Source organism: Streptomyces sp. CNS606 (genome assembly GCF_000426325.1).
On record NZ_AUFD01000016.1, the window covers coordinates 1 to 23,669 of the forward strand.

Annotated in this window: 21 protein-coding genes, 1 rRNA gene and 1 pseudogene; 6 read left to right on the forward strand and 17 right to left on the reverse strand. The window is 73.8% G+C overall.

Annotation, left to right across the window (positions count from 1 at the left end; all coding sequences use genetic code 11):
* From K304_RS0112795 to K304_RS0112850, 11 genes and pseudogenes are all read right to left on the reverse strand, one after another.
* Positions 1-107: ribosomal RNA gene (locus K304_RS0112795) — 16S ribosomal RNA — on the reverse strand; the annotation flags it as partial.
* 545 nt (positions 108-652) lie between these two features.
* Positions 653-1,465: a pyrroline-5-carboxylate reductase gene (proC, locus tag K304_RS28740; protein WP_037790249.1), complete on the reverse strand. Its 813-nt coding sequence runs from the start codon at positions 1,463-1,465 to the stop codon at positions 653-655.
* A gap of 115 nt (positions 1,466-1,580) precedes the next feature.
* Positions 1,581-2,318, reverse strand: a complete 738-nt coding sequence (locus K304_RS0112810) for an ABC transporter permease (protein WP_027764081.1) — start codon at positions 2,316-2,318, stop codon at positions 1,581-1,583.
* A complete protein-coding gene (locus tag K304_RS0112815) occupies positions 2,315-3,100 on the reverse strand; it encodes an ABC transporter ATP-binding protein (protein WP_027764082.1) in 786 nt (261 codons plus the stop codon). The genes K304_RS0112810 and K304_RS0112815 overlap by 4 nt, the downstream gene beginning before the upstream one ends.
* A gap of 76 nt (positions 3,101-3,176) precedes the next feature.
* On the reverse strand, positions 3,177-3,467 hold the full coding sequence (locus tag K304_RS0112820) for a hypothetical protein (protein WP_027764083.1): 291 nt from the start codon (positions 3,465-3,467) through the stop codon (positions 3,177-3,179).
* Between the two features lie 113 nt (positions 3,468-3,580).
* Positions 3,581-4,377: pseudogene (locus K304_RS28745) on the reverse strand (class I SAM-dependent methyltransferase).
* 22 nt (positions 4,378-4,399) lie between these two features.
* Positions 4,400-4,903, reverse strand: a complete 504-nt coding sequence (locus K304_RS0112830) for a hypothetical protein (RefSeq protein ID WP_027764084.1) — start codon at positions 4,901-4,903, stop codon at positions 4,400-4,402.
* A 108-nt stretch (positions 4,904-5,011) separates the two neighbouring features.
* Complete coding sequence (gene ilvD / locus K304_RS0112835; RefSeq protein ID WP_027764085.1) at positions 5,012-6,853, reverse strand: dihydroxy-acid dehydratase; 1,842 nt, start codon at positions 6,851-6,853, stop codon at positions 5,012-5,014.
* Between the two features lie 157 nt (positions 6,854-7,010).
* On the reverse strand, positions 7,011-7,706 hold the full coding sequence (locus K304_RS28750) for a TetR/AcrR family transcriptional regulator (protein WP_051308397.1): 696 nt from the start codon (positions 7,704-7,706) through the stop codon (positions 7,011-7,013).
* The gene (locus tag K304_RS0112845) at positions 7,703-8,521 is read right to left on the reverse strand and encodes a sugar phosphate isomerase/epimerase family protein (protein ID WP_027764086.1); all 819 of its coding nucleotides are present in this window, start codon (positions 8,519-8,521) and stop codon (positions 7,703-7,705) included. The genes K304_RS28750 and K304_RS0112845 overlap by 4 nt, the downstream gene beginning before the upstream one ends.
* Positions 8,522-8,811: 290 nt before the next feature.
* Positions 8,812-9,741, reverse strand: coding sequence for a Ppx/GppA phosphatase family protein (locus K304_RS0112850; protein WP_027764087.1), 930 nt, complete (start codon positions 9,739-9,741; stop codon positions 8,812-8,814).
* A 49-nt stretch (positions 9,742-9,790) separates the two neighbouring features.
* Here K304_RS0112850 and K304_RS0112855 point away from each other — a divergent pair, with 49 nt between their 5' ends.
* The gene (locus tag K304_RS0112855; RefSeq protein ID WP_078529001.1) at positions 9,791-10,648 is read left to right on the forward strand and encodes a DUF3109 family protein; all 858 of its coding nucleotides are present in this window, start codon (positions 9,791-9,793) and stop codon (positions 10,646-10,648) included.
* A gap of 24 nt (positions 10,649-10,672) precedes the next feature.
* On the opposite strand, the gene K304_RS0112860 is transcribed toward K304_RS0112855, so the two are convergent.
* Complete coding sequence (locus tag K304_RS0112860; protein ID WP_037790253.1) at positions 10,673-12,331, reverse strand: BACON domain-containing protein; 1,659 nt, start codon at positions 12,329-12,331, stop codon at positions 10,673-10,675.
* Between the two features lie 174 nt (positions 12,332-12,505).
* Here K304_RS0112860 and radA point away from each other — a divergent pair, with 174 nt between their 5' ends.
* Both radA and disA read left to right on the forward strand, forming a co-directional pair.
* Positions 12,506-13,939: a DNA repair protein RadA gene (gene radA, locus K304_RS0112865; RefSeq protein WP_027764090.1), complete on the forward strand. Its 1,434-nt coding sequence runs from the start codon at positions 12,506-12,508 to the stop codon at positions 13,937-13,939.
* Between the two features lie 163 nt (positions 13,940-14,102).
* The gene (gene disA, locus K304_RS0112870; RefSeq protein ID WP_027764091.1) at positions 14,103-15,242 is read left to right on the forward strand and encodes a DNA integrity scanning diadenylate cyclase DisA; all 1,140 of its coding nucleotides are present in this window, start codon (positions 14,103-14,105) and stop codon (positions 15,240-15,242) included.
* Positions 15,243-15,894: 652 nt separating this feature from the next.
* On the opposite strand, the gene K304_RS0112875 is transcribed toward disA, so the two are convergent.
* On the reverse strand, positions 15,895-16,746 hold the full coding sequence (locus K304_RS0112875) for a hypothetical protein (RefSeq protein WP_027764092.1): 852 nt from the start codon (positions 16,744-16,746) through the stop codon (positions 15,895-15,897).
* A 217-nt stretch (positions 16,747-16,963) separates the two neighbouring features.
* Between K304_RS0112875 and K304_RS0112880 the strand changes: the two genes are divergently transcribed.
* Positions 16,964-17,884, forward strand: coding sequence for an HhH-GPD family protein (locus tag K304_RS0112880; protein WP_027764093.1), 921 nt, complete (start codon positions 16,964-16,966; stop codon positions 17,882-17,884).
* Positions 17,885-17,988: 104 nt separating this feature from the next.
* On the opposite strand, the gene K304_RS0112885 is transcribed toward K304_RS0112880, so the two are convergent.
* The 3 genes from K304_RS0112885 to K304_RS0112895 are packed head-to-tail and all read right to left on the reverse strand — an operon-like array spanning position 17,989 to position 19,556.
* The gene (locus K304_RS0112885) at positions 17,989-18,447 is read right to left on the reverse strand and encodes a VOC family protein (protein ID WP_027764094.1); all 459 of its coding nucleotides are present in this window, start codon (positions 18,445-18,447) and stop codon (positions 17,989-17,991) included.
* 58 nt (positions 18,448-18,505) lie between these two features.
* Positions 18,506-18,934 carry a helix-turn-helix transcriptional regulator gene (locus K304_RS0112890; protein ID WP_037790255.1) on the reverse strand — a complete coding sequence of 143 codons (429 nt, stop codon included), beginning with the start codon at positions 18,932-18,934 and terminating at the stop codon, positions 18,506-18,508.
* Between the two features lie 49 nt (positions 18,935-18,983).
* Entirely contained in the window at positions 18,984-19,556 is a 573-nt protein-coding gene (locus K304_RS0112895; protein ID WP_027764096.1) for a PadR family transcriptional regulator, read from the reverse strand.
* 160 nt (positions 19,557-19,716) lie between these two features.
* Here K304_RS0112895 and K304_RS28755 point away from each other — a divergent pair, with 160 nt between their 5' ends.
* Positions 19,717-20,238 (forward strand): DUF1707 domain-containing protein, encoded by a 522-nt coding sequence (locus tag K304_RS28755; RefSeq protein WP_078529040.1) that lies wholly within the window; start codon positions 19,717-19,719, stop codon positions 20,236-20,238.
* 41 nt (positions 20,239-20,279) lie between these two features.
* Here K304_RS28755 and K304_RS0112905 read toward each other — a convergent pair whose 3' ends face one another.
* A complete protein-coding gene (locus tag K304_RS0112905) occupies positions 20,280-20,738 on the reverse strand; it encodes a DinB family protein (protein ID WP_051308399.1) in 459 nt (152 codons plus the stop codon).
* A gap of 248 nt (positions 20,739-20,986) precedes the next feature.
* Between K304_RS0112905 and K304_RS0112910 the strand changes: the two genes are divergently transcribed.
* Positions 20,987-23,593: an NACHT N-terminal Helical domain 1-containing protein gene (locus tag K304_RS0112910; RefSeq protein ID WP_027764098.1), complete on the forward strand. Its 2,607-nt coding sequence runs from the start codon at positions 20,987-20,989 to the stop codon at positions 23,591-23,593.
* The last annotated feature ends 76 nt before the right edge of the window (positions 23,594-23,669 follow it).

Consider the following 23,669-nt stretch of genomic DNA (forward strand, 5'->3'; position numbering starts at 1 on the left):
CACCCGTTCGCCACTAATCCACCACCGAAGCGGCTTCATCGTTCGACTTGCATGTGTTAAGCACGCCGCCAGCGTTCGTCCTGAGCCAGGATCAAACTCTCCGTGAATGCTTCCCGGATATCCGGGTCGACACATCACGAGAGCGGAACCGCCGGAGGAATAACCCGACGATCCACAGCGTCCTCGCTGTTGTGTTTCAAAGGAACCACGCCCCCACAAAACAGGGGGACGGGGTATCAACATATCTGGCGTTGACTTTTGGCACGCTGTTGAGTTCTCAAGGAACGGACGCTTCCATCGGAACCCTTTCACAGGCTCCTCCGGGCGCTTCCCTTCGGTGTTTCCGACTCTATCAGATCTTCTTTCCCGATCTGACCCCCTGTCGGCGGGGTACTGCTGGGTCCTGCTTTTCGCCTTGCGGCGTGTCCACCACGTTAGAGGATTTACCCGCCGGCTCCAAATCGAGCCTTTCGAAAGAAATTCCGGCATGCCGAAATCCCCCCCGATGGGAGATCACACTGAGTAGTGGGTGCCGTCATACGACGACGGAATCGGTTACCCGGAGGACCAAGGGTCCCCGTGGCAACCCGATGAACACTACACCACGCACTTCGCCGCTTCAAACCTCCCCGGGCGTCGAACTGACGCCCGGTCACTTCGCGTCGGCGGAACCGAGTTCGCGGCTGCGGTCGCGGGCAGCCTCGATCGCGGCCAGGAACGCCGCCCGCACCCCGTGGTTCTCCAGCTCGCGGATGGCGTTGATGGTCGTGCCGGCCGGCGAGGTGACGTTCTCCCGCAGCGTGACCGGGTGTTCGCCGCTGTCACGGAGCATCTGGGAGGCCCCGATGGCGGCCTGGACGATGAGGTCGTGGGCCTTGTCCCGGGGCAGCCCGAGCAGGATGCCCGCATCGGTCATCGCCTCGACCAGGTAGAAGAAGTACGCAGGCCCCGAACCGGAGAGCGCCGTCGCCGCGTCCTGCTGGGACTCCGGGACGCGCAGCGTCTTGCCGACGCCGCCGAAGATCTCCTCCGTACGGGCAAGGTGGCTCTCGTCGGCGTGGGTGCCGGCGGAGATGACCGACATGCCCTGGTCGACGAGTGCCGGGGTGTTGGTCATGACCCGCACCACGGGCGTACCGGGGGTGAGTCGCTCCTCGATGTACGTGGTCGGGGTACCGGCCGCGCCGCTGACGACGAGGCGGTCGGCCGGGACGTGCGGGGCCAGCTGGTCCAGGAGGGTGCTCATGTCCTGCGGCTTGACCGTCAGGATCAGCGTGTCGGCGTTCTTCGCGGCGTCGGCGTTGGTCACGCACTCGACGCCGTAGCGGACGTGGAGTTCCTCCGCGCGTTCCTCGCGGCGCGCGGTGACCAGGAGGTGTGAGGGGTGCCAGCCGCCTCGGATCATGCCCGAGAGCAGGGCCTCGCCGATCTTGCCGGCACCGAGAACGGCGACTTTCTGGGTCATGGCTGGTTGCGCTCCTCGTCCGACGACGTCCGGCATTCATCGTCGCACTTCCGGCACCCGGGCGGGCGTGCGTTCCGGGTGCCGGGACGCGCCGCGGGCACGGGCCGTCCGCGCGTCAGGCCGTCCGCCGCCGCAGGGTCGCGGCGCCCAGCGCGAGCACGAGCAGTGCGCTGCCCGCGACGATGATCACGTCGCGCAAGTAGTCACCGGTGAGGTCGGTGTGGTGCAGGACCTCGTTCATGCCGTCGACGGCGTACGACATGGGCAGCACGTCCGACACCGCCTCCAGTGCGGGCTGCATGGTGTCGCGCGGAGCGAAGAGGCCGCAGAGCAGGAGCTGCGGGAAGATCACCGCGGGCATGAACTGGACGACCTGGAACTCGGAAGCGGCGAAGGCGGAGACGAAGAGACCGAGTGCGGTGCCGAGGAGGGCGTCCAGCAGGGCGATGAGCAGGAGCAGCCAGGGCGAGCCGGCGAACTGGAGGTCCAGGAGCCACACGGCGACTCCGGTGGCCAGGGCGGCCTGGACGACGGCGAGGGTGCCGAAGGCCAGTGCGTAGCCGAGGATCAGGTCGCCCTTGCCCAGGGGCATGGCGAGGAGGCGTTCCAGGGTTCCGGAGGTGCGTTCGCGCAGGGTGGCGATGGAGGTGACGAGGAACATCGTCACCAGCGGGAAGATCCCGAGGAGTGAGGCGCCGATCCCGTCGAACGCCCGGGGGCTGCTGTCGAAGACGTAGTAGAGGAGCGTCAGGAGCAGCAGGGGGACCAGGAGCAGCAGGGCGATGGTGCGGAGGTCGTGGCCGAGTTGCCGCAGGACGCGGCGGGCGGTGGCGAGGGTGCGGTGGATGTTCATGTGCGGGCCGCCTCTTCCTGGGCGCGGGCGTCGTCGACGAGGTGGAGGAAGGCGTCCTCGACGGAGGTGGTGGCGGTGCGTGCGCGCAGGGTGTCGGGGGTGTCGTCGGCGAGGAGCCGGCCGGCGCGCATGAGGAGCAGTCGGCTGCAGCGGTCGGCCTCGTCCATCACGTGCGAGGAGATCAGCAGGGTGGCGCCGCGTTCGCGGGCGATGCGGTGGAAGAGGTCCCACAGGTCGCGGCGGAGCACGGGGTCGAGCCCGACGGTCGGCTCGTCCAGGACGAGCAGGTCGGGGGTGCCGAGGAGGGCGACGGCGAGGGAGACGCGGGAGAGCTGGCCGCCGGAGAGGTTTCCGGTGAGGGCGTCGGCGTGCGAGGTCAGGTCGACGTCGGCGAGGGCGCGCTCCACGGTGCCGGCACGGTCGCGGCGCGGGATGCCGAGGACGGCCGCGAAGTAGTCGAGGTTCTGGCGCGCCGTCAGGTCGAGGTAGACGGACGGGCTCTGGGTGACGTAGCCGACGCGGGAGCGCAGGGCGGCGGAGCCGGCGGGGGAGCCGAGGACGTCGAGCCGGCCGGCGACCTTGGCCTGGGTGCCGACGATGGCGCGCATCAGGGTGGACTTCCCGCAGCCGGAGGGGCCGAGGAGGCCGGTGACCGTGCCGGCGGGGACGTCGAAGGCGAGGCCGTCGAGCACCGCGCGTCCGCCGCGGACGACGCGCAGGTCGCGTGCCCGCACGGCGGCCGGCGGTGGCGCGGCCGGGGGTGCTCCGGAGTTATTCATCATGTGTTGAATAATGCGCCTGCGCTCGCTCGGGCGTCAAGCGGGTGGCGGCGTGCGCCGGGGCGAGGCTCGGGCGGGGTCAGTCCGCGCGCTCGACGACGCGCATCGACCGTTCGACGCCGCTGATCGCCTTCCGGGCCTCGGTGAGTTCCTCCATGCTGCGGCGGTGCAGTGCGACGTTGTCCTCCAGCAGCTGCGCGTACTTGTGCGCGAGCTGCTTGTACTGCTCCTCCCGCGCCGCGAGCATGCGGGCCCGCCAGGTCGCCGCGACCTGCCACACCACGACGATCAGCAGCAGGAAGAGTCCGCCCGCGCCGACCGCGCCGACGATCTCGTAGCCGCCCGACACCGTCTCCGCCTGGTCTCCCACGTCGCCTCCTCGTCTCCTGCGGGCACGTCCGGCCCGTCATCTCGACGGTTCCACGGGAGGGGCCACGGATCCACGCGCTGCGGCGGAAACCAGGGAAGGGTCAGGGATCGCCCTTAGGCCTGTCCGGTCGCGGCCGGGCGCCCGGGGCGGATCACGACGTGCAGGTCGACCACGTACGCCTCCGGGACCTCGCCGTCCGGGAAGCGCGCGAGCAGGGCCTCACGCTCGGCCTCCAGCACCGGCCGGGCGCCCTCCGGGCCGAGGACCGCGAAGGAGGAACGGCTTCCGAGGTGCGCGAGGTGGACGTCCAGCGGCACCCGGCGCATCCAGTGCACGGCGGCGCTGCGCGGCCGGTGGCCCTGGCCGTGCAGGATGTCGGAGGCCCGGTGCCGCAGGCCGATGCCGTGGTATCCGGGCAGTGCTCGGGCCAGCCGTTCCTCCTGCTCTGCGGCCCACGGAACGTCGGGGTCGGGCACGTTCCACCACAGAGCCAGCGCGCCGCCGGGACGCAGCACACGCAGCGCCTCGGGAACGGAGCGGCCGGGGTCCGTCCAGTGCCAGGACTGGGCGAAGGCGACGAGGTCGAAGGAGGCGTCGGCGCACGGCAGGGCGTCGCCGTCGGCGCGTACGAGGGGCAGGCCGGGACTGGCGGCGCGCAGTTCGGCGGCCATGCCGGGTCCGGGTTCGACGGCGGTGACGCGGGCGCCGCGGTCGCGGGCAGGCGCGAGGCGATGCCGGTCCCGGCCCCGACGTCGAGCACGTCCGCGCCCTGCAGCGGGAGGCCGGCGAGGTCCTCGACGGCGTCGAACAGCGCGGGCGGGTAGCCGGGGCGGGCCGAACCGTACTGAGCGGCGACGGAGTCGAACGAGCGGGCCAGGGCGCGTGCCGAGGGTTCCGGAGGTGCCGTCATGGCGCCCATCGTGCCGCTCGGTTCAGCGCTTGCGCCGGCGTTTCGCCGGATTGCCGGTGCGGGCGGTGCGGGAGCGTTCGTAGCGCTTGACGGCCTGCTCGTGGTCGGCGCGGAGCAGCTTCTCCCCCGGGGCCTCGACCAGACTGCGCAGCGCGTAGGCGAGCAGGACGCCGAGGAAGCCGACGATCACGATGCTGCGCATCGAGCGTTCGCGGGCCTCGTCGACGCCTTCGGGGCGGGCGCGGTAGCGGGACAGCGTGCGGGTGAAGGCCACCGAGCTGCACACCGCGAAGGCGACGACGGTGGAGACCCGCACCCAGTCGCCGACCTGGGCGACGCCCAGGCCCTGGTAGGCCAGCCGCAGCACGAGGGCGCCGACGGCGGCGACCAGCAGCGCCCCGAGGCCGAGGGCGAGGCGGCGGACGGTGTAGCCGCCGGAGTGGTCGGCCCAGGTGGTGCCGTAGAAGAGGATCGGCGGGGGCTGCGGCCGGTCCGGGTCCTCGTCGGGGCGCGGGGTGTCGCTCATGGTGTCGATTATGCCGCCGGTCCGGACGGCGCCCCTCCCGGCTCCCGCGGGCCCCGGCCCACCGTCCGCCGAGCGGGCGCGGCGCGGGCCGCAGGGCCGCGGCGCCGCTCAGTCTCCGAGCAGGGACACGTCGCGGACGGCGCCCTTGTCGGCGCTGGTGGCCATGGCGGCATACGCGCGCAGGGCGGTGGACACCTTGCGCTCGCGGGCCTTGGGGGCGTACCGGCCGGCCAGCGCCTCGCGGCGGGCGGCGAGTTCCTTCTCGGGGACGTCGAGTTCGAGGGTGCGGCCGGGGATGTCGATGCGGACGCGGTCGCCGTCCTCGACCAGCGCGATGACGCCGCCGGAGGCCGCCTCCGGCGAGACGTGCCCGATGGACAGGCCCGAGGTGCCGCCGGAGAAGCGTCCGTCGGTGATCAACGCGCACTTGGCGCCGAGGCCGCGGCCCTTGAGGAAGGAGGTGGGGTAGAGCATCTCCTGCATGCCGGGCCCGCCCTTGGGGCCCTCGTAGCGGATGACGACCACGTCGCCCTCCGCGACCTGCTTGGCGAGGATCTTCTCGACCGCCTCCTCCTGCGACTCGCAGACGACGGCCGGGCCCTCGAACGTCCACACCGACTCGTCCACGCCCGCGGTCTTCACGACGCAGCCGTCGGCGGCGAGGTTGCCGTGCAGGACGGCGAGGCCGCCCTCGGTGGAATAGGCGTGCTCGGCGTCGCGGATGCAGCCGCCTGCGGCGTCCGTGTCCAGCGAGTCCCAGCGCTTCGACTGGGAGAACGCGGTCGCGGACCGCACGCAGCCGGGAGCCGCGTGGAACAGCTCGACGGCCTCCGCGGAGGGGGACCCGCCGCGGATGTCCCACTGCTTGAGCCAGTCGGCGAGCGACGGGCTGTGCACGGTGTGCACGTCCTCGTTGAGCAGACCGGCGCGGTACAGCTCGCCGAGGATCGCGGGGATGCCGCCGGCGCGGTGCACGTCCTCCATGTAGTACGCGCCGTTGGGCGCCACCTTCGACAGGCAGGGCATGCGGCGCGAGAGGGCGTCGATGTCCGGCATGGAGAAGTCGAGTCCGGCCTCCTGCGCGGCGGCCAGCAGATGCAGGATCGTGTTGGTCGAGCCGCCCATGGCGATGTCCAGGGCCATGGCGTTCTCGAAGGCGGCGCGGGAACCGACGCTGCGCGGCAGGACGGTGTCGTCGTCCTGCTCGTAGAAGCGCTTGGTGATCTCGACGACCGTGCGGCCGGCGGCCTCGTACAGCTCCTTGCGGGCGGTGTGCGTGGCCAGGGTGGAGCCGTTGCCGGGCAGGGAGAGGCCGATGGCCTCGGTCAGGCAGTTCATCGAGTTGGCCGTGAACATGCCCGAGCAGGAGCCGCAGGTCGGGCAGGCGTTCTCCTCGATGAGCGCCATGTCGGCGTCGGAGACCGCCTCGTTCGCCGAGTCGGAGATCGCGGAGATCAGGTCCAGCTTGCGGACCGTGCCGTCGACCAGCGTGGCGGTGCCGGACTCCATCGGGCCGCCGGAGACGAAGACCGTCGGGATGTTGAGCCGCATCGCGGCCATCAGCATGCCCGGGGTGATCTTGTCGCAGTTGGAGATGCAGATGAGCGCGTCCGCGCAGTGCGCCTCCGTCATGTACTCCACGGAGTCGGCGATCAGGTCGCGGGAGGGGAGCGAGTAGAGCATCCCGCCGTGGCCCATGGCGATGCCGTCGTCCACGGCGATGGTGTTGAACTCGCGCGGCACGCCGCCGGCGGCCTTGACCGCGTCGGACACGATCCGGCCGACCGGCTGGAGGTGGGTGTGACCGGGCACGAACTCGGTGAAGCTGTTCGACACCGCCACGATGGGCTTGCCGAAGTCCTCTCGCTCCACGCCCGCGGCGCGGAGGAGGGCGCGGGCGCCCGCCATGTTGCGGCCGTGGGTGACGGTGCGGGACCTCAGCTCGGGCATCAGGCTCACTCCCTGGTGTGCGTCGTCACGGCCCGCGACGCGGTCGCGCGGGGCCGGGCTTCGAGGGTACGTCCGAGCGTACGCCGCGCGGACCAGGATGCGGACGTGGCGCCCGGATGATGAGACACCGCGGCCTCGGGGAGCCGACCCGGCCCGCTCAGGCCGCGGAGCCGGCGGGCGGGGCGCCCGGGACCCCTTCGCCGGTGAGGTGGTGCTGCACCACGGGCGCGAGCTGCGCGATCAGGTCCTCGACGGGCGCGGAGGCGAGCGGCTCGATCTTGATCACGTAGCGCAGCACCGCCGTGCCGACCAGCTGCGCCACCGCGAGCTCGACGCGGTGCTGCGGATCCGGACCCGGCACCGACTGCGCCATCCGGGACACCAGGTTACGGGCCACCAGGCCGCGGAAGATCCGCGCCGCCGTCTCGTTGTTCACCGCGCTGCGCACGATCGCCAGCAGCGGCTCGCGGGTCGCCGGGCTCTCCCACAAGCCGAAGACGAAGCGGGTCATCCGCTCCCCCGCCTGGCCGCGCTCGGCCGCGGCGACCTCGTCCGGGGCCCCCAAGGCGGGCGCGAACGCCTTCTCCACCGCCGCTTCGAAGACCTGCTCCTTGGTGCCGAAATAGTGGTGCACCAGGGCCGGGTCGACCCGCGCACCGCGGGCGATACCGCGGATCGACGCCTTGTCGAAGCCCCGGGCGGCGAACTCGGCGCGGGCCGAGCTGACGATCCGCTCGCGCGCGGACGGCTCCCCGGCGGCGCGGCTGGAGCCCGCCGGGCGGCCCCGGCGACGGCCGGAGCGGGGTTCGGGGTCGGGAGTACCGGGGTCGGGAGTGCCGTCCGCGCGGTTCACGAACGCCTCGCCCGGGAGGGCTCGGGCGAGGAGGACGGCGGTGCCACGGCGGCCGCCAGGTGGCGGCGGGTGTAGGCGAGGGCCTCGGCCAGATCGGCTTCGCGTTCGGCGGCGGACATCGCCCGCCGCGTGTTGACCTCGACCACGACGTGGCCGTCGAAGCCGCTGTGCGCCAGGTGCGTCAGCACCTCGGCGCAGGGCTGCGAGCCGCGCCCCGGCACCAGGTGCTCGTCCTTCGCCGAGCCGCTCCCGTCCGCGAGGTGGACGTGGCCGAGCCGGTCGCCCATCCGCTCCAGCATCGCCAGCGTGTCCGTGCGGGACGTGGCGGTGTGGGACAGGTCGATCGTGAAGTGGCGGTAGTCGTCCCGCGTCGGGTCCCAGTCGGGCGCGTAGGCCAGCATCTCCCGGTCCCGGTACCGCCACGGGAACATGTTCTCCACGGCGAACCGCACGTCGGTCTCGTCCGCCATCCGCCACACGCCCTGCACGAACTCGCGGGCGTACGCACGCTGCCAGCGGAACGGCGGGTGCACGACCACCGTCGACGCGCCCAGCCGCTCGGCGGCGGAACGGGCGCGCCGGAGCTTCGTCCACGGGTCCTTGGACCAGACGCGCTGGGTGATCAGCAGGCACGGGGCGTGGACGGCGAGTACGGGCACACCGTGCAGGTCGGAGAGGCGTCGCAGCGCCTCGACGTCCTGGCTCACCGGGTCCGTCCACACCATGACCTCGACGCCGTCGTAGCCGAGGCGACCGGCGATCTCGAAGGCGGCCGCGGTCGACTCCGGGTAGACGGAGGCGGTCGACAGGGCCACCTGGGGCCCCGGGCGGGGACCGGGAACCGACGCGACGCCCCGGCGCGTGCCGGGGCCCGTCTCCCACGCGGATGCTGCTGCCACGGGGGACAGCCTACGGCCGGGTAGCCGTGCGGGTGCGTGCGGCGGGTGACGAGCGCGGGGCGCGGAGCGCCCCGGCCAGGGGTTCTGCAGGGGGCCGGGGCGCTCGCGTGAGACGGCTCACGCCGGGCGCGTGCGGCTCCGGGGCGGGTCCCGGCCCCCGTGCACCTCGGGACCGGGCTCGCCGCCCAGGCGCCGCCGAGGGGCCGTCAGGGGCGGAGGTGGTCGAGACGGCGGAGGATCATGCCCTCGCGGAGGGCCCAGGGGCAGATCTCCAGCGTGTCGATGCCGAAGAGGTCCATCGCCCCTTCGGCGACCAGCGCGCCCGCGAGCAGCTGCCGCGCCCGGCCCTCGGACACGCCGGGGAGGTTCGCGCGTTCCTCCGCCGGCATCTCGGCGAGCTTCGGCACCCACTCCTCCAGAGAGGTCCGCGCGAGTTCGCGCTGCACGTACAGACCCTCCGCGGAACGGGCCGCGCCGGCCAGGCGGGCGAGCTGCTTGAACGTCTTGGACGTGGCGACCACGTGGTCGGGCTCTCCGAACCGGGTGAACTCCCCGACGATGCGGGCGATCTCCGCCCGCACATGACGGCGCAGCGCACGCACGTCGTCCGCCGCGGGCGGATCGCCGGGCAGCCGGCCGGCCGTGAGCCGTCCCGCGCCCAGCGGCAGCGACACCGCCGCGTCCGGCTCCTCGTCCAGGCCGTAGGCGATCTCCAGGGAGCCGCCCCCGATGTCGAACACCAGCAGGCGCCCGGAGGACCAGCCGAACCACCGGCGTACGGCGAGGAAGGTCAGCCGGGCCTCGTCCTCGCCGGAGACGACCTCCAGTTCCACGCCCGTCTCGGCCGCGACACGCGCGAGGACGGCCTCCGCGTTGGCGGCCTCGCGCACGGCGGAGGTGGCGAACGGCACGACGGCCTCGACGCCCTTGTCCTCGGCGACCTGCATGGCCTCCCGGACCGTGAGCGTCAGCCGTTCCACACCCTCCTCGCCGATGGCGCCGTCGGCGTCCAGCAGTTCCGCAAGTTTCAGCTCCGCCTTGTGGGAGTACGCCGGAAGGGGGCGCGCGCCGGGGTGCGCGTCCACCACCAGCAGATGCACCGTGTTCGATCCCACGTCCAGGACACCGAGTCTCATGTACCGCACGCTAGCGTCACCCGGTCGCGCGGCGCTTACCCTGTCCCGTGTGGGAAAGACGAAACCGGCGAAGCGGAACAAGCGGGGCGACGGCACGGCGACCCCGGCGGGCGAGGCGACCCCTGTGGGCGGTCCGGCCCCGGCGCCCGTGGCGGCCCGGGACGAAGAGGTCGGGCTGGACTTCGCCAGGGCCTGGGTGGAGTTCCCGGACCCGGCGGACGAGGAGCAGGTCTTCCGCTGCGACCTCACGTGGCTGACCTCCCGGTGGCAGTGCGTGTTCGGGCAGGGCTGCCAGGGGATCAGCCCCGGCCGCGCCTCGGACGGCTGCTGCACGCTGGGCGCCCACTTCACCGACGAGGACGACGAGCGCCGCGTCTCCGCACACGTGGCCCGGCTGACGCCGGAGACCTGGCAGTTCCACGACGTGGGCACGGCCTCCGGCTGGGCCGAGGAGAACGAGGACGGCGAGCGGCAGACCCGCCGCTGGAAGGGCGCGTGCATCTTCCACAACCGGCCGGGGTTCGCCGGCGGCTCGGGCTGCGCGCTGCACACTCTCGCGCTGCGCGAGGACCGCGAGCCGCTGGAGACCAAGCCGGACGTGTGCTGGCAGCTGCCGATCCGCCGCACGTACGAGTGGGTCGAGCTGCCGGACGGCGAGCAGGTCCTCCAGGTGTCGATCGGCGAGTACGACCGCCGCGGCTGGGGGCCGGGCGGCCACGACCTGCACTGGTGGTGCACCGCCGCGCCGTCGGCGCACGGGGCGGGCAAGCCCGTGTACGAGTCGTACCGGCCGGAGCTGATCGAGCTGATGGGTGAGGCCGGGTACGAGGTGCTCGTCGGGTACTGCGAGGCGCGGATCGCCTCGCAGCTCCCGCTCGTCGCCCCGCATCCCGCCGACCCGGTGTGACCCCGCCCGGCCGCGGCACGAGCCTCAGCTGGTGCTGGGAGTGGGCTCGGAGACCGTGGGGGTCGGGTCGGGGTCCGGCTCCGGTGAGGGCGTCGGCTCCTCGGACGGCGTGGGCTCCTGCGACGGCGTCGGGTCCGGATCGGGCTCGGGGTCGGGCTCCGGGTCCGGCGAGGGCGTCGGCTCCTGGGTGCCGCCCCCGGGGTCCTGCGGCCCGCCCCCGGGGGGCTGCGGACTGCCCGCGCCGTGGCCCTCGATGGTGACGACGGCGCCCACCGGCCCGATGCCGATGCGCGCCGACCAGGCGCCCGCGGGCTCCCGCGCCTCCACGACGTAGGCGGAGAAGGACACGGACTGGCCGGGCCGGAGCACCCCGGAGGAACGGCTCAGCACGAGCCAGTCGGCGGACGTGCCGGCCGTCCAGTGGACGGCGCTGTCGCCGGTGGCGGTGAGCGTGATCAGCGTGCCGTCGCCGGCGGGCTGGGCCTGGACGGTGAGGCGCCGGGCACCCGTGGTGGGGCCGCCCGGACCGGACCCGTCGCCGCCCTCGACGCGGACGGAGACGCGCGAGTCGGGGTCGCCCTTGCGGTGCTTGCCCGGGCCGGGCTCGGCGCGGCCCACGTGCCGGTAGGCGGAGTCGCCGCCGTTCTGCGCGGCGTCGTCCTGTTCGGTGGCGGAGACGGGCGCGGTGCTGCGCCCTTCGCCGGTGAGCGGCGCGCCCCGGTACGCCGCCCAGAGGGCCAGCACCGGGGCGGCCACCACGGTGGCGACGACGGTGGTGGTGACGGCGCGGCTGCGGAGGCGTTCGATGCGGGCGGCGCGGTCCCTGACCTCGGCAGGGAAACCGTTCCTGCCGAAGCGGGGACTGTGCTGGCAGCGGGCGCGGCGGGCGGCACGGAGCGCGGCCTGCACGGAGTGCCGCGGCGCCTCCAGCACGGCGAGCGACGTGGGGCCGGTGGGGGCGGTGCCCGGCCAGCCGATGCCGGCCATGGCGCGCTCCGCGGCGCGGCGGCACTCGGCGCAGTCGTCGACGTGCCGGACGAGTTCGCGGCGGAGCGCGGAGCCCATCAGGAGGCGGTCGTCGCCGGCGAGCCGGCCGACCAGCGGGCACCCGCCGGACTCGACGACGGCGAGCGCGGCGCGGGTCCGCTCCACCTCGCAGGCCGCGCTGGTGAGCAGGTCGCCGGCGGCCTCGGTGCTCAGCGACAGCACGGCCGCCACCTCACGGGTGGGCAGCCCGTGCCGCACGGAGAGTTCCAGCGCCTCGCGCTGTTCGGGGGTGGTGCCGGCGGCCTCCGGCCAGGCGAGGGCGGCGAGTTCCCTGCGGCGCTGGGTCGCGGCGGCGCCGGAGAGCTGCGGCGAGGTGGCCGGGCCGCGGTCGCCTGGGCTCTGTTGCGCGAGGCGGCGCAGGCAGGCCCAGCGGGTGAGCGCGTAGAGCCAGGGTCGGTGGAGTCCGCGGTCTGCGGGCGCGCGGTCGCGTTCGTGCTGCCGGTCGGCGAGAGCGAGGGCCTCGCCGAGCGCGGCGGTGGCCGCGTCGTGCTCGCACATGACGGAGAGGCAGTAGGTGAACAGCCCGTCGAGACAGGATTCGTAGCGGTCCGAGCGGGGTGCGGGCGTCGGCCGCCGCACCGAGTGCGCTCGGTGTGCGCCGGTGGTGTGCGTGGAGTGCTCGCGCCTGGTGCTCATTCGAGGACGGTAGGACGACAGCGGCGTGTCGTCGGACCAACTTGAGCAGCTTTACTTCTTCCGAGTGACGATCTCCCTCGATGGGGGACATGTCGCGGCTCCAGGGTGACGTCTGTCCACAGCCCGGGGGCTCGTGGGGGCGGAGTGTCGGCGCGCGCCGCTAACGTGGCGGTCATGGCTGCTCGCAAGTCGTCCGCCAGGGACCGCCCTTCGTACCGCTGCACCGAGTGCGGCTGGACCACCGCCAAGTGGCTCGGCCGCTGCCCGGAGTGCCACGCGTGGGGCACGGTCGAGGAGACCGGCGGCACCCCCGCCGTACGGACCACGGCGGCCAGCCGCGTGGTGTCGCCGGCGCTGCCGATCGGTCAGGTGGACGGCCGGCAGGCCACCGCCCGCGGCACCGGCGTCCCGGAGCTGGACCGGGTGCTGGGCGGCGGGCTGGTGCCGGGGGCCGTGGTGCTGCTGGCCGGTGAGCCGGGCGTCGGCAAGTCCACGCTGCTGCTGGACGTGGCGGCCAAGGCGGCGAGCGAGCAGCGGCCCACGCTGTACGTGACGGGCGAGGAGTCCGCCGGCCAGGTGCGGCTGCGCGCCGACCGGATCGGCGCGCTCAGCGACCACCTCTACCTGGCGGCGGAGACCGACCTCTCCGCCGTGCTCGGCCACTTGGACGAGGTGAAGCCGTCGCTCCTGATCCTGGACTCGGTGCAGACCGTGGCCTCCCCGGAGATCGACGGCGCGCCGGGCGGCGTGGCGCAGGTGCGGGAGGTCGCCGGCGCCCTGATCCGCGCCTCGAAGGAACGCGGGATGTCCACGCTGCTGGTGGGCCACGTCACCAAGGACGGCGCGATCGCCGGTCCGCGCCTGCTGGAGCACCTGGTGGACGTCGTGCTGCACTTCGAGGGTGACCGGCACGCCCGCCTGCGTCTGGTGCGCGGCGTGAAGAACCGGTACGGCGCGACGGACGAGGTGGGCTGCTTCGAGCTGCACGACGAGGGCATCACCGGCCTCGCCGACCCGTCCGGGCTGTTCCTGACCCGCCGCGACGACCCGGTGCCGGGCACCTGCCTGACGGTGACGCTGGAGGGGCGGCGGCCCCTGGTCGCCGAGGTGCAGGCGCTGACCGTGGACAGCCAGATCCCCTCGCCTCGGCGTACGACGTCCGGACTGGAGACGTCGCGGGTGTCGATGATGCTGGCGGTGCTGGAGCAGCGCGGCCGGATCAGCGCGCTGGGCAAGCGGGACATCTACAGCGCGACCGTCGGCGGCGTGAAGCTGTCCGAGCCGGCCGCGGACCTCGCCGTGGCGCTGGCCCTGGCCAGTGCGGCGAGCGACACACCGCTTCCGAAGAACCTGGTGGCGATCGGCGAGGTCGGTCTGGCGGGCGAGGTGCGGCGGGTGACGGGCGTGCAGCGGCGGCTCGCGGAGGCCGCCCGGCTCGGCTTCACGCACGCGCTGGTGCCGGGTGATCCGGGCCGCGTACCGTCCGGCATGCGGGTGCGGGAGGTGGCCGACATCGGGGACGCGTTGCGCGTGCTCCCGGCGCGCCCGCAGCGCGGCCGGGGCCCCGCCGCGGACCAAGAGCCCCAAGAGGAGGAGGCCCGCCGGTAGACTTTGCCCCGGTCTCGCCCGTCGGCGACATTCGCGTACGGCACGTGTGTACGACAATCGCCCGGGAGTGCCTGTGGAGGCGCGGGGCGCACCCTGGGGGGTGTGCCGGAGCCGAACGTGACGACGTGATGCCGACAGGCACCCGCACGACCGAAGGAGTCCAGTGGCAGCCAACGACCGGGCAACGGCTCCGGGAAGGTCCGGTGGGACCCTCGGCGGCTCCCGCGCCGACAGCCTGATGCGCGCCTCGCTGAGTGCGGTCGCGCCCGGAACGGCCCTCCGCGACGGACTCGAGCGGGTCCTGCGGGGCAACACCGGCGGACTCATCGTCCTCGGCATGGACAGGACCGTGGAGTCGCTGTGCAGCGGCGGCTTCGTGCTCGACGTCGACTTCACCGCGACCCGGCTGCGCGAGCTGTGCAAGCTGGACGGCGCGCTGATCCTGGACCGCGACATCACCAAGATCGTGCGCGCCGGGGTACAGCTGGTGCCCGACGCGTCCATCCCGACCGAGGAGACGGGCACCCGGCACCGCACCGCCCAGCGGATCTCCATCCAGACCGGCTGCCCGGTGGTCTCGGTCAGCCAGTCGATGCGGCTGATCGCCCTGTACGTGGGCGGGCAGCGACGCGTGCTGGAGGACTCCGCCGCGATCCTGTCCCGCGCCAACCAGGCGCTGGCGACGCTGGAGCGGTACAAGCTCCGGCTCGACGAGGTCGCCGGCACGCTGTCCGCGCTGGAGATCGAGGACCTGGTGACCGTCCGGGACGTCTCCGCGGTCGCGCAGCGGCTGGAGATGGTGCGCCGCATCGCCACGGAGATCGCCGAGTACGTCGTGGAGCTGGGCACCGACGGGCGGCTTCTGTCCCTCCAGCTGGACGAGCTGATCGCCGGCGTCGAGCCGGAGCGGGAGCTGGTCGCGCGGGACTACGTCCCGCAGCCCGGCACGTCCGGCCGCCGTTCCCGCACGGTCCCCGAGGCGCTCGGCGAACTGGACCGCCTCACTCACACCGAACTGCTGGAGCTGCCCACGGTGGCCCGGGCCCTGGGGTACTCCGGGTCGCCGGAGACGCTCGACTCGTCGGTCTCGCCGCGCGGCTTCCGCCTGCTCGCGAAGGTGCCGCGGCTGCCCGGCGCGGTCATCGACCGTCTCGTGGACCACTTCGGCGGGCTGCAGAAGCTGCTGGCCGCGAGCGTCGACGACCTCCAGACCGTCGAGGGCGTCGGGGAGGCCCGCGCCCGCTCCGTCCGCGAGGGCCTGTCGCGACTCGCCGAGTCCTCCATCCTGGAGCGGTACGTCTAGTGCTGTGACCGGGAAGGTTCACCGGCTCGCGACGCCAGGCACGGCACCTCCCCCGTGGCCCTTCGGGCACGGGGTTGCCCCCACCGTTGTCGCCTCGCGCGAGTACGGACGGGTACGAGCTGCGATCCCCCGCCTTGCGATGCGTCCCCACGGTCCTGGCGGACCTAAGGAGACCCCTGCACCGGACGCCGCGAGCCTCCCGGCAGACCCTCCCGGCCACAGCACTGGCCCGCGGCAGCGCGGAGCCGACGCGTAGGGATGCCGCCGCCGCAACCGGGTCTCCACGGGCCTGCCGGGGGCTTTCGGGGCACGAGGGCGCGCCCGGCCGCAGCGCCGAACGCTCAGGAGTGCGGCGGCGCACCGGACCGGGCGCCCTGCCGTCCTGGGGCGTTCGCGGGGAAGCGGTCCGCCGAGTGGCGGAGTCCCGGCGGTACCCGTCACCACCGCCCTCGGCGGCGGTCATGGTCCACGGCACGCCCTCGAGGCCCGGAGCGGGTCGGGGCACCGTCGGCCCTCGAGGCGTTCACCGACCGCCGGAAGGCGCGCCTCGTCGGCAGCGGGCCGCGGCGCCGCCGTCGCCCGACGCCCGCGGCGGGGCACTCCGACGCCGCCCACCCGGGATGCGCTCACGCATCGGGGGTCCCGTCGAGGGTCAGTCCTTGGCCAGGACGAAGGAGGTCTGTTCGGTGGACAGGCCCGCGACCTCGATCTCGACGAGGTAGCTGCCTGCCGGGATCTTGCTGCTCTCCGGGGTGGCGCACTCGGGCTTGCTGCGCTCGCGGCCCCATTCCAGGGTGTGGACGCTGTCCCCCTTCGCGGGGACCTCGATCCAGGCGGCACCGCGGCTGGGCGGGCAGTCGTCGGAGGACCAGACGCGGTCGCCGTCGGAGTCGGTGACGGTGAGGACCGTCGCGGTCCGGCCGAGGTCGACGCGGCAGGCCTCGCCGGAGTCGTTCGCCAGGGTGAGCTTCAGCTTGGGGGTGTCGCCCGGCTCGTACTCGTTCTCCACGCTCTTCAGGGCCACGCTCACGTCGCCGGGGGAGCAGTCGGCCAGGCCCGGGCCCGCCGGGATGCCGTCGCCGCCGGTGAGACCGCCGCTGGACCCGGCCAGGGCGCCGCCGCCACCGCTCCCGGAACCGGAGCCGCCGCCCGCGCCGGAACCGCCCTCGGAGCCGCCCGACCCGCCGGCGCCTTCGGCTCCGCCGGAGCCGGACCCGTCGTCGCCTCCCGAGCCGGCGCCGCCGTCCACCTCGTCCCGTCCGCCGGGACGTTCGGTGACGGACGGCATCGAGTCGGTGGGCCCGGGCGTGATGGGGTCCGTGGGGCCCCGGCTGCCGTCGCTGCCGCCGGCGGCGTCCTGTCCCTGGTCGCCCTTGCCCCCGCCGAGGCTGATCGCCCACACGACGAGAAGCACGACCAGCGCCAGGAGGGCCAGCGCGACGGCCCTCCGCCGCCAGTAGATGGAGGAGGGGAGCGGTCCGATCGGATTGCGCAGTGATCCCACGCGGAAACCTTACGAGACATCAGGCGCCCCAAGGCCCCCACCCGCCGCCGGAGTAGGCGACTTTTCCGATGAGAGACACGACGAACACCCCGAGGTGTGACAAACGTCGGCGCCGCCGCGGCCTCAGGTCCACCCGCGCTAATCGTGCGCGCACCCGGGGGACCCGGCCGCGTGGCCGTTTCTGCGCGGCGTGCCGTCGTGTCAGGATCGCTTTGCCATGACTGCGACCACGGAAACCGCCGCGAACGCCTCCCCGGACCACGACCGGACAGACCTCCACGCGCCAGTCGTCGACTGGTTCGATGCGCATGCCCGCGACCTTCCCTGGCGCCGCCCCGAGGCGGGCGCCTGGGGCGTGATGGTGAGCGAGTTCATGCTGCAGCAGACCCCCGTCAACCGGGTGCTGCCGGTGTACGAGCAGTGGCTCGAACGCTGGCCGCGCCCCGCCGACCTGGCCGCCGAGGCGCCCGGTGAGGCCGTACGCGCCTGGGGCCGGCTCGGCTACCCGCGACGCGCGCTGCGGCTGCACGGGGCCGCCGCCGCCATAGCGGAACGGCACGGCGGCGACGTGCCGAAGAAGCACGCGCAACTGCTGGCGCTGCCCGGCGTCGGCGAGTACACCGCTGCGGCGGTGGCCTCGTTCGCCTACGGACAGCGGCACGCCGTACTGGACACCAACGTGCGCCGGGTGTTCGCGCGAGCGGTGGCCGGACGGCAGTACCCGCCGAACGCGACCACGGCCGCCGAACGGAAGCTGGCGCGGGCCCTCGTCCCGGAGGACGAGGCGACCGCGGCGCGATGGGCGGCGGCCACGATGGAACTCGGCGCGCTGGTGTGCACGGCGCGCAGTCCGGAGTGCGGCCGCTGCCCGATCGCCGCCCAGTGCGCCTGGCAGCTCGCCGGTGCGCCCCCGCACGAGGGCCCGCCGCGCCGCACCCAGGCCTATGCCGGCACGGACCGCCAGGTGCGCGGTCGGCTGCTGGCGGTGCTCCGCGAGTCGACGGCACCGGTGCCGCAGGCCGTGCTGGACCGGGTGTGGCACGAGCCGGTGCAGCGGGCCCGGGCGCTGGACGGCCTGGTCTCGGACGGTCTCGTCGAACCACTCGCCGGAGGCCTCTACCGTCTCCCGCACGCCTGACCGCTCGTGCGGCACTCCGCCGCACGAGCGCACCACGGGCGGGTGGCCCCTCCAGGGAGGGGCCACCCGCCCGTGGTGTGTGGCCCGGCGGCCCCACGGCGGCGTCAGGGATTCGCGTCGAAGCAGGCGGAGTCCCACGGCTTGGACAGGTCCAGCTCCTCCCGCTCCTGGGTCAACGAGTACCAGTTGCCACTGGGGTCGCGGAAGATGGCCTCGATCCCGTACGGGCGTTCCTGCGGCTCCTGGAGGAACTCGACGCCCTTCTCCTTGAGCTCCTTGTAGGTGGCGTGGCAGTCGTCGGTACGGAAGGCGCCCGCGCCGAGCACGCCCTTGGTGACCAGGGCGAGCAGCGCCTTGCCGGACTCGGGGTCCAGCCCGGAGCCGTCCGGGCGCATCAGGGTGAGCTGCACCTCCGGCTGGTCCTTCGGGCTGACGGTGATCCACCGCATGTCGCCCATCTCCATGTCGGTGCGCTCGACGAAGCCCAGGGCCTCGACGAAGAACTTCTTGTCGCGTTCCTGATCGGTGGACCAGACGGTGGTGAGGGCCAGACTCTTGATCATGAGGGTGCTCCCGAAGGCGTGTGGTGCGGAACGCCTCTCACGGTAGGCAGCGCCCGGCTCACTGCGCTTCTCCAGAATTGCGCTGCCGGAATCCGCCGGTCCACAGCATCGCGTAGCAGCCGGGGATCAGCGCGGCGCCGCTGCGTACGTGCTGCGCGCGGTAGTCGCGGGGCGTGACGCCGGTCTGCTGCTTGAAGCGGGCGGAGAAGGTGCCGACGCTGCTGAAGCCGACAAGCATGCAGATCTCGGTGACCGAGAGATCCGCCGTGCGCAGCAGCTCCTCGGCCCGCTCGATGCGGCGGCGGCCGAGGTACTGGCCGGGGCTCTCCCCGTAGGCGGACTTGAAGGCACGCACGAAGTGGAAGCGGGAGTACCCGGCGTGTGCGGCCACCGCGTCCAGGTCGAGTCCGGGGTCGGCCCAGTCGCGGTCCATGGCGTCCTTCGCCCTGCGCAGGGCGCGGAGCCGGGCCAGGCCGGGGGTGGTCATGCTCCGATGGTGACACGGGGGTGTGACAGCGGCGCCCGGCCGCGGCGGGTCACTCGCCCGGCCGTGCCCGCGCCGCGTCCGCGGGGCCGGTGATCGCCTCCGGCAGCGCGTCGAACCACTCCGTCACGGCCGTCTCGTAGCGGATGCCGAAGTCGAGGGTGGCCAGCTCCCAGGGGTCGTGCCGCCGCCCGGCGCGCACGTCGGCGTCGACGGCCTCCCGTTCGGCGAGGTGACGGGCCAGCCGTTCCCGGTGGACGCGGCGGTTGGCCGCGACGAAGGCGGCCAGGCGTTCGGGGGACAGGTGCCGGCCGAAGCTCAGGGTGAGCAGCAGCGGGAAGCGGATCTGCTCCGGTTCGGGCTCCCGGTCGAGCCAGGCGAGGAACGCCTGGCGGCCGGCCTCGGTCAGCGCGTACGGCCGCCGGTCGCGCGGGCCACGCTCCCCCACCTCGACCAGGCCGTCCTCGGCGAGGCGGGCCAGTTCGCGGTAGACCTGGCTGCGGGTGACCGACCAGAACTCGCCGACGGCCCGCTGGGCGACCTCGGCGAGGTCCCAGCCGCTCATCGGCCCGGCGTGCAGGAACCCCAGCAGCGAGCCCGCGGTGGCGTTCGGCGTGTGCGGCATGACGTCTCCCCTCCGGGCGACCCGTGACCGTCCGCTGTCGCCGCCGGGGCCGTCCCTGAGCAGCCTTGAGCAGCCTTGACAGTCCACAGTGGACGGTGAAGCATGGTGGCCCACACTATCTTCCACTGTGGACGGTGGGCCGAGGAAGGAGGCGGTGACCATGCCGCCGAAGACACCGGACGGGCCGGACGGGCTGCCGGAGCGGCCAGGAGCGCCCGGCACACCGCAGCGCGGTGCCCTCCGCGCGTCCGACGACGACCGCGAACGGGTCGTGGCCGAGCTGGGCGACCACCTCGCCGCCGGCCGGCTGGACACCGCCGAATTCGACGAACGCACCTCCTCCGCCTACGCCGCGCGCACACTGGCCGAGCTGGACGTCCTGATGACGGACCTGCCCGCGGAGCGCGAGCGCCCGGGGAGCGGCGCGCGGACCTCCCTGGAGAAGGCCGCTGCCCCTGGACCGGCCCCCGCCGCCCGGCCACAGGACCACAAGGCGCTGAACGTCCGCACCTGGCTCGCGGTCAGCGTCATGGTCACCGGCGTCTGGGGCATCAGCTCCCTCGCCGCCCAGCAGCTGCTGAACTTCTGGCCGATGTGGGTCATCGGCCCGTGGGGCCTGGGCATCCTCTTCCACGCCCTGAGCGGGCGCCGCTCCGGACCCACCGGAGAGGTCGGCGACTGATCCCGCCGACCCGCCCCGTGCCGTCCGCGTCCGGCGTGGGATCAGGCGCCGGTGAGGCCGTCGACGCCTTCGCGCAGCAGGTCGGCGTGGCCGTTGTGGCGGGCGTACTCCTGGACGAGGTGCAGCATCACCCTGCGCAGCGAGACGTCCGACTCCCACGTCGGGTTGTAGCCGGTCACCTCCAGCGAAGGGGCGTCCCGTTCGATGCGCCGGCTGCGCTCCACCTCCGCCTGCCAGGCGTCGAACGCCTCCGCCCGGGTGGCGTCGCCGACGCGGAACGCCTCCTGGTAGTCGCGCTCGTCCGACCACACCCAGCCGACGTCCTCCCCGGCGAGGGTGCGGCGGAACCAGGCCCGTTCCACCTCCGCCATGTGGCGCACCAGGGCGAGCAGCGAAAGGGTGGACGGCGGCATCGACCGGCGCCGCAGCTGCTCGTCCGTCAGGCCCCCGCACTTCATGGCGAGCGTCGCCCGGTGGTAGTCGAGGGAGTCGCGCAGCATCTCCCGCTCCCCCGCCGTCGGCGACGGCCCCCTGCGTGTGTCGGTCACGGCTCCCCCGTCTCGCGTGTCGTGTCTTCGGGCGAGACTGAGTATCGGACACCGCCCGCCGGGTGCGCGCACAACGGCCGGCTGACGGGTCGACAGGTCGGGCCGGAAGACCGGGACCTGTCCGCCGGACAGGCCCTAGGCTGAGACGACGACCCGTCAACGGCCGTCGCACAGCGGCCACATGGCCCCGGGGGAGCCCCATGGAACCCGCCGTACGTCTCGCCTCCGGTGTCGCCGCGCCGCTGGTGCGGGAGCTGTTCGTGCCGCCGCAGCGGCCGCCCGAGGGCGAGGAGCTGATCGCCGGGACCGTCTCCTTCCGCGGCCTCCGCCCCACCACCACCTACGGCGACCTGGAGCGCCTGGCACGGGAGTTCGTCCGGCACGGGCTGGACGGCCGCAGCCTCCCGCTGCGGGAGGACACCGCGGTCGCCGCCGTGCTGGCACGCACGCTGGCCGTGATGGGGGAGCTGGACACCACCGACGTGCAGGCCGTGCGGCTGGGGCCGCAGGACTGGGCGCGGCTGCTGCGCGCCCACGTGCCCGGCGCCGACCGGAAGCTGACCGAGGAGTCGGCCTGGTTCCACGACAGCCTGCTGGTCGCGGTCTGTCTGCACGCCCTGCACCTGTTCGTCCAGCGCTCGCCGTACATCGCCGACCGGCTGCCCGAGAGGAGCCACCGCATCCGCCAGCTCGTGGACCTGGGAGACGTGTCGGCGCTGCGGGAACGACGACGGCAGCCGTCGCCCGAGGACTCCGCGTTCGAGGAGCGCTACCTGCGCAGCGTCGTCGAGGAGTACAACCGGGTCACCATCTACGGCATCGACCTGCCCAACCCCAACACCCCGGACAGCTGGCCGCTCGAGACCACCTACCTCAGCCTCGGCGCGGAGTTCGGCCTGCCCGGGGGCAGGGGCCGGGACGACGCCCCGGCCCCGCCGGAGGGGGGCGGCGCGGCCGGGGGCGCCGACCCCGTGATGCCCGCGGACCGCGCGCTCGCCGGCCAGGAACGCGTGCTGCTGCGCGGCGTCGCCGGCTCCGGCAAGACGACCCTCGTGCAGTGGCTCGCGGTGGCCACCGCCCGCGGGCGGCTGCCGGAAGAGCTCGCCGCCCTGCACGGCCGGGTACCGGTCGTACTGCCGGTGCGGCGCTTCGCGCGCCAGGGCTTCCCCGCGCCGGACGACTTCCTCGACGCCGTCGGCCACCCGCTGGCCGACGAGGCACCCGACGGCTGGATGGCGCGGCTGCTCGCCGACGAACGTGCGCTGCTGCTCGTCGACGGCATCGACGAGGCGCCCGAGGACCAGCGCCCGGCGGTGCGGGACGCGCTGCGCCGCATGATGCGCATCTACAGCGGCACCTGCTGCCTCGTCACCGCGCGGCCGCCGGCCGTGGACGCCGAGTGGCTGGCGGACGAGGGCTTCGACGAGCTGACGCTCGCCCCGATGAACCGCGACCAGGTCGCCGCGTTCATCACCGCCTGGCACACCGCCGCCCGTACGGACACCGGCGACGACCACGCGCACCTCGACGAGTACCGCGACCGGCTGCTCCAGACCATTCCGCTCTACCGCGAACTGCGCGGCCTGGCCACCAACCCCCTGATGTGCGGGCTGATCTGCGCGCTGAACCGGGACCGCTCCGGCTCGCTGCCCAAGGGGCGCCGCGAACTGTACGAGGCCGCCATGGAGATGCTGCTCCAGCGCCGCGACCCGGAGCGGCGGGTGCTCCACGCCGACGAGGTCCACCTCCAGCGCGCCGCACGCGAACGGCTGCTGCGCAAGCTGGCGTTCCGGATGCTGCTGGAGGACCGTGCGGTGCTCGGCGAGGCCGCGGCCGTCGAGGAGATCGCCCGCTGCCTGCCCGCCATCCCCGCCGCGGCCGGGCAGGGCACGCCCGCGCAGATCTTCGGCCACCTGCTGGAGCGCACCGGCCTGCTGCGGGAACAGACCGACGGCGCGGTGGAGTTCGTGCACCGGACCGTGCAGGACTACCTCGCCGCCAAGGAGGCCGTCGAACGCGGGGACCTCGCGCTGCTGCTGGAGCACGCGCACGAGCCGCAGTGGGAGGAGGTCATCCGGATGGCCGTCGCGCACGCCCGGCCCGGCGAGTGCGGCGAACTGCTGGCCGGGCTGATGGCGCCCGGCAAGGTCGGCATGCAGCGCAACCGGCGCCGCCTGCTCGCCGCCGCCTGCCTGGAACACGTCACCGAACTCGACCCCGTGACCCACGCCCGCATCCGGCGCGAGACCCGGCACATGGTGCGCCCGACCAGCGTCGCCGCCGCCCGCGGCCTGGGCTGGGTGGGCCCGATCGTGCTGGAGATGCTGCCCGACCCGGAGACCGTCGCCGACGACGAGGCGTACCGGATCGCGGTGACCGTCACCCGCATCGCCGACGACGCGGCCGTCCACTACCTCTCCCGGCTGCGGCGGCGCCCGTCGCTGCCGCTGACCCTGCGCGCCGAACTGATGCGCGGCTGGCGGAACTTCGACACCGAGCGGTACGCCGAGGACGTCGTGGCGCACCTCGACCCCCAGGGCCTGTACTACCCGGTCACCGACCGGGTCGAACTGGCGGTCCTGCGCCGCCTGGGCGGCCGGGAGTGCGTGCAGGTCGCGGGCCACTTCACCCCCGACGAACTGCTCGCGGGCCTCGACCGCGGACCGCTGCGCCACCTCTGGCTCACCTACGACCTCGGCGTGTCGATGGAGTGGCTGGCGGACTTCCCCTCGCTCACCACCCTCCGCGTCAACCCCCGCCTGCCGCGGGTCGGAGGCGTCCCGGAGGGCATCCGGATCATCTCCTGAACGCCTTCGGGCGGGGTGGTGACGGCACGCGGGGCAGGACCGCGTTCCGCGCGCCCGGCCCGTGAACCGCCGACCA